General features: G+C 57.8%; 5 protein-coding genes and 1 pseudogene. All 6 read right to left on the minus strand.

Going from position 1 to position 5,392, the window contains the following annotated elements; translation table 11 throughout:
- Positions 1-332 (minus strand): annotated as a pseudogene (locus tag VU18_RS19960) (N-(5'-phosphoribosyl)anthranilate isomerase); the annotation flags it as partial.
- Positions 319-1,095: an indole-3-glycerol phosphate synthase TrpC gene (gene trpC, locus VU18_RS09195; RefSeq protein ID WP_014196204.1), complete on the minus strand. Its 777-nt coding sequence runs from the start codon at positions 1,093-1,095 to the stop codon at positions 319-321. The pseudogene VU18_RS19960 and the gene trpC, both read right to left, overlap by 14 nt.
- The gene (gene trpD / locus VU18_RS09200) at positions 1,088-2,107 is read right to left on the minus strand and encodes an anthranilate phosphoribosyltransferase (protein WP_021322186.1); all 1,020 of its coding nucleotides are present in this window, start codon (positions 2,105-2,107) and stop codon (positions 1,088-1,090) included. The genes trpC and trpD overlap by 8 nt, the downstream gene beginning before the upstream one ends.
- Positions 2,101-3,627 carry an anthranilate synthase component I gene (trpE, locus tag VU18_RS09205; protein WP_013524131.1) on the minus strand — a complete coding sequence of 509 codons (1,527 nt, stop codon included), beginning with the start codon at positions 3,625-3,627 and terminating at the stop codon, positions 2,101-2,103. Before trpE ends, trpD begins: the two co-directional genes overlap by 7 nt.
- A gap of 234 nt (positions 3,628-3,861) precedes the next feature.
- Positions 3,862-4,242, minus strand: a complete 381-nt coding sequence (gene aroH, locus VU18_RS09210; RefSeq protein ID WP_013144896.1) for a chorismate mutase — start codon at positions 4,240-4,242, stop codon at positions 3,862-3,864.
- Positions 4,239-5,339, minus strand: a complete 1,101-nt coding sequence (gene aroB / locus VU18_RS09215; protein ID WP_021322185.1) for a 3-dehydroquinate synthase — start codon at positions 5,337-5,339, stop codon at positions 4,239-4,241. Before aroB ends, aroH begins: the two co-directional genes overlap by 4 nt.
- Between the last annotated feature and the right edge of the window lie 53 nt (positions 5,340-5,392).

The raw sequence follows: 5,392 nt of genomic DNA on the forward strand, positions 1-5,392 counted from the left end.
CCGTCGCCATGGTGGATCGCCTTCCAGACGGAAAGCGGCACCGCCTCTTTCACCGCCGCCAGCTCCGCCGGCGTTTCACGGCCGTGGCATTGGATGACATGAAGCGGCAGCTCGGCGGCGACAGCGGCGATCCGCCTAACGGGGGCGTTGACAAAGACGCCGACAAGCTGCTTTGCGCCAAGCTTATGGGGCTCAAGCCATTGCTGCACTTCACTCGGAGAGACGTTCCGCCTGCTTTCGGCGAAAATAAAGCCGAGGTAATCAGCCTCGCTCGCGATAGCGGCCTGCACGTCTTCAGCCGAACGGTTGCCGCAATATTTAATTCGAATCATCCCCATCTTCCTCCCCAAACAGCCGGTAGACCGCTCGCTCCACATCATCTTGGCGCATGAGCGACTCGCCGACGAGCATGGCCTGCGCTCCGTACGATTTGACCGTCTTCACATCATTGAAGGAACCGATCCCGCTTTCGCTGACGATGACGCACGATGGCGGGATGAGCGGAGCGAGCGTTTTGGTCGCCTCAAGTGTTGTCACAAAGGTATGCAAGTCGCGGTTGTTGATGCCGACGATCTCCGGCGTAAACCGATCGAAAATCCGCTCGAGCGTCTCTTTTGCATGCACCTCGACCAGACATTCGAGCCCCAAGCTGTACGCTTCATGATAGAGCTCCTCGAGTGTTTCCGGCGGGAGCGCCTCGCCGATCAATAAAATCGCATCCGCCCCGAGTCGGACGCTTTCCTCGACTTGCCGCCGATCGATGATGAAATCTTTGCGCAGCACGGGAACGTTAACCGCTTCTTTCACCGCTCGCAAATAGCGGCGATGCCCTTGGAAATACCGTTCATCCGTCAGCACGCTGATCGCGTCGGCACCGGCGCGCTCATATGCTTTCGCGATGGCCACCGGGTCAAAATTCGGGCGAATGATGCCTTTTGACGGCGACGCTTTTTTCACCTCAGCGATCAAGCCAAGCATCCGCCGCGGCCGACGGAGCGCCGCCGCAAATGGCCGGCGCTTTCGCTCTGGCAATGGCGCCGGCAGCGTCAACGTTTCCACTTCTTCCCGTTTGGCTGCTAAAATTTGCTCAAGCATCATGAACCACTTCCTTCGCCCGCAGGCGTTGCAGTTGTTCGTATGCGGTTTTGGACAAAATGGCCTCTTTCGCCATCGCCACTCCTTCGGCAATCGTTTCGGCTTTGCCGGCGGCATACAGGGCGGCGCCGGCGTTCAGCGCAACGATATTGATGGCGCTCTCCGGCGCTGTTCCCGCCATCACCGCCTCAAGAAGCGCGGCGCTCTCTTCCGGATCGCGCACTTGCACATCGGCAAGCTCGCCGCGCGGCAAGCCGGCGTCTTCTGGTGCGATGACAAAGCGGCGGATCGCACCGTCTTTCAACTCCACGACATCCGTTTCTGCAGCGATGCTGCATTCATCAAGCCCATCGCGCCCGGTGACAAACAACACATGTTCCGAGCCGAGGCGGCGCATCGCCTCCGCCAATTTCTCAGCGTAGCAGGTCGAATAGACGCCGACGACTTGCCGCTTGCAGCGCGCCGGATTGGCGAGCGGGCCGATCAAGTTGAAAACGGTGCGGAAACCGATTTCCTTCCGCGGCCCGGCGGCGTGTTTCATCGCCGCGTGATAGAGCGGGGCGAACAAAAACGCCAGCCCTTTCGTTTCCAACGCCTGTTTGGCGGCCGACGGCGACGTTTGAATGTCGATGCCGAGCCGCTCGAGCACATCAGCGCTGCCGCTTTTTGACGAAACAGCGCGGTTGCCGTGCTTGGCGACTTTGACGCCAAGCGATGAAATGACGATCGCCGCGGCGGTGGAAACGTTGAATGTCGCCGCCCCATCGCCGCCCGTACCGCACGTATCGATGACATCATCACTAGCCTCAATGGCAGTCATCCGGTCGCGCATCGCCCGCACAAATCCGACGAGCTCATCGACTGTCTCTCCGCGCAGGCGGAGCATGGACAACAGACTTGCGATTTGACTGTCTGTCGCCTCGCCGGACATGATGATATTCATCGCCGCATACGCTTCGTCTTCCGTCAACGCTTTCCCTTCCGCACATTTCGAAAGCAGCTGCTTCAACATACGGCCCTCTCCCCTTTAGCAAATAGTCGTTCCGCTTGTTCAATCGCATTCATCAAGGCGCTCGCCTTATTGCGCGTCTCTTTCCACTCCAGTTCCGGAACGGAGTCGGCGACAATGCCGGCGCCGGCTTGCACATAGGCATAGCCGTCTTTCACGACCGCTGTCCGGATGGCGATGCACGAATCGATGTTGCCATCAAACCCGATATAGGCAATCGCTCCGGCATACAGCCCCCTCGCTGTCGGCTCGAGTTCCTGCAAAATTTGCATCGCCCGCACTTTCGGCGCCCCGCTCACCGTTCCAGCCGGAAAGGCGGCAAGGAGTGCATCGATCGGGTGGACGTTGTCGTCCAGTTCACCGACGACCTTGGAAATTAAGTGCATCACGTGTGAAAACTTGCCGATCTGAAGCAACACCGGCACCTCGACCGTTCCGTACTTGGCGACCCGGCCGATGTCGTTGCGCGCCAAATCGACAAGCATATAATGCTCAGCCCGTTCTTTCGGGTCGTGGTACAGCTCATCAGCCAGCCTCTCGTCTTCCTCCGGCGATCGGCCGCGCCGCCGTGTGCCGGCAATCGGATCGATTTCAACGCGCCGACGGTGCACTTGAATCAGTTTTTCCGGCGAACTGCCGACAATTTCCACACCGTCAAGCTGGAAATAAAACATGTACGGCGACGGGTTGATGTATCGGAGCAGCCGATAAATGGCAAAGCCTCCGGCTTGAACCGGCACGCAGAAGCGCTGCGACAGAACCGCTTGAAACACATCGCCGGCCGCGATGTACCGTTTCACGGCCTCCACATCGCGCAAAAACTGTTTTTTGTCATAGTTGGACACCGCTTTGGCAAACGAGGCGGTCCGCCCCGATTCGCTTTCCGCCGGCAAGAGCGGTTGCTCGGCTTGAGGGCGGGCCGCTTTCGCCGCGAGATCGGCCATGCGCCGTTCGGCCGCGCGGTACGCTTCGATTTTCTCTTCCTCCGTTTCGTTGCCGCTCAACCGAATATAGTGAATGACGAGCAACTCACGCTTTTTTTGGTCAAACGCAAACAGCGATTCACAAAACACGAAATAGGCCGTCTTCATAGGCACATCGCGGTTTTTGTGGCGCGGCACTTTTTCGATGGCGGAAATGAAATCGTAGCCTAAAAACCCAACTGCACCGCCTGTAAACGGCACCGTCTCGGCAAGCGGCTTGACGGCAAGCGTCCGCTCGACCCATTGAAACGCTTCTTTCAGCGTCGGTGCGGTGATTTGTTCGTTCCCGTTTTCGTCTTTCACCGAAAACGTTTCGCCGGTTTCGCTCTCCAGCGTCAAAAACGGCGCCACACCGATGAACGAATAGCGCGCCCACGGCGATTCGTCATCCTTGCTTTCAAGCAAAAACACGGCTTCCTCGCGCAAATTGGCAAACACGCCGAGCGGCTCAATGACATCGGCTACAAATTTGCGCACAATCGGGATGGTTCGAAATTCGTTCGCTTCCGCCAAAAAAGCGGCCAGCCCATCAGCAGACATCACTTCTCCTCCCTTCATGATCAGCGGGCGGAGAATGAGGGTTTATGAGGCGAAAAAAGAGAGGGAAAATAAAACGCCCAAAGACGACCGTCTTTGGGCAGATGTCGGCGAATGAAAAAACGCTCACCTCAGCTAAACTCGCTCATTCTCATCTACCCTACGCTCGCTCTCTGCTCTCGCTCAGCTTCTAACGCCCCCGATGTCTCAGGGGGCAAAGAGGTTATTTTAACTATATTACATTTCTGTTTTTTTTGTCAACGACAAATCCGGGCGCAGCACGACCGCCCCTTTTAAATACACGTGGCAGATCTCTTCTTGCTGTTTCTCAGTCGCCACCGTCATCATGACGCGAATGCAGCGCGGCAATGAACCGGGCACCGGAATTTCCCTCGTGCACATGACCGGCACATATGTCCAGCCGTCCAAACGGCGCAGCGCCTGCGCCGGAAACGCGGCGGTGATGTCGTCGGTGACGGAAATGAGCACAAACGACACATCAGAAGCGGCGACATCGTTTGCGCGGATCATTTCACGAAGCAACGTTTCAGTTGCCGCCACGATTTCCTCGGCGTCATTTCGATCCACTGTAATCGCTCCGCGAATGCCGCGAATCATTCTTTTCCCCCCTGTCTGGCAAACTCGTCCAGCCACGTGAGCAGGTTGTCGTCTTCGAGTTCCACCACTTCCACGTCGCCGATCTCACAGAGAAGCACCATCCGCACTGTTCCGGCGTACGCTTTTTTGTCGCCTTTCATCTTCTCAAGCAGGCGGGGCGTCTGAACCGTTGTCGGCAGCGACACCGGGAAGCCGTATCCGGCGAACCAGTCGGCCAATCGATGCTCAGCGAACGACCGGCCGTAAAACCGTTCGCTGACAAAGACGGCAAACAGCATGCCAACCGCAACCGCCTCCCCGTGAGTGAGCGCGCCGTAGCCTAACTCGCTTTCCAGCGCATGGCCGAGCGTATGGCCGAAATTCAAATGGGCGCGCACCCCGGTTTCTTTTTCATCCTCACGCACGACGGACGCCTTAATGTCAATGCCCTTTTCAATGCAATAGGCGAGTTTCTCGCCGCGCAAGTCGGCGAGCGTCTTGATTTCCGCGCGCAGCCAGTCGTAAAAGCGGCGGTCGCGGATCAGCGCATGTTTGATCACTTCGGCAAACCCGGACCGAAGCTCGCGCTCGGGCAGCGTGCGCAAAAAGGAGGTGTCATACACAACTGCTTCCGGCTGGTGGAAGGCGCCGATCATATTTTTGCCGAGCGGATGGTTGATGGCGACTTTGCCGCCGACGGCGCTGTCATGGGCCAAGAGTGTCGTCGGCATTTGAATGTAACGGATGCCGCGCATATAGGTGGCGGCGACAAACCCAGCCAAATCGCCGACAACGCCGCCGCCAAGCGCAATGATAACCGAGCGGCGGTCGAGGCCGCACTGCAATGCCGCTGTCTGGCAAGCGTAATAATGATCAAATGACTTGGCCGCCTCCCCGCTTGGAATGACGTAGGCGTACACGTCATACTCAGCGGCGGCAAGCAACGCCCGCACCTCATCCAAATAAAGAGGCGCCACAGTATCGTCGGTAACGATGAAAAGTTTTGTCCCTGGCGGACAGGAGAGCGACCGAAGCAAGCTTGGCAGCACGCGGGCCGCCCCATCGCCCAAAAGAAGCGGATAGCGCTTCGTCGCCGTTTCAATCGTCCGTTCGATCATCGTCAAAACTCCTTTGCATAGCGGCGGGCGCGTTCCACATTTTCCTTAATCAA

This window comes from Geobacillus sp. ZGt-1 (assembly GCF_001026865.1).
GTDB classification, from domain to species: Bacteria; Bacillota; Bacilli; order Bacillales; family Anoxybacillaceae; genus Geobacillus; species Geobacillus thermoleovorans.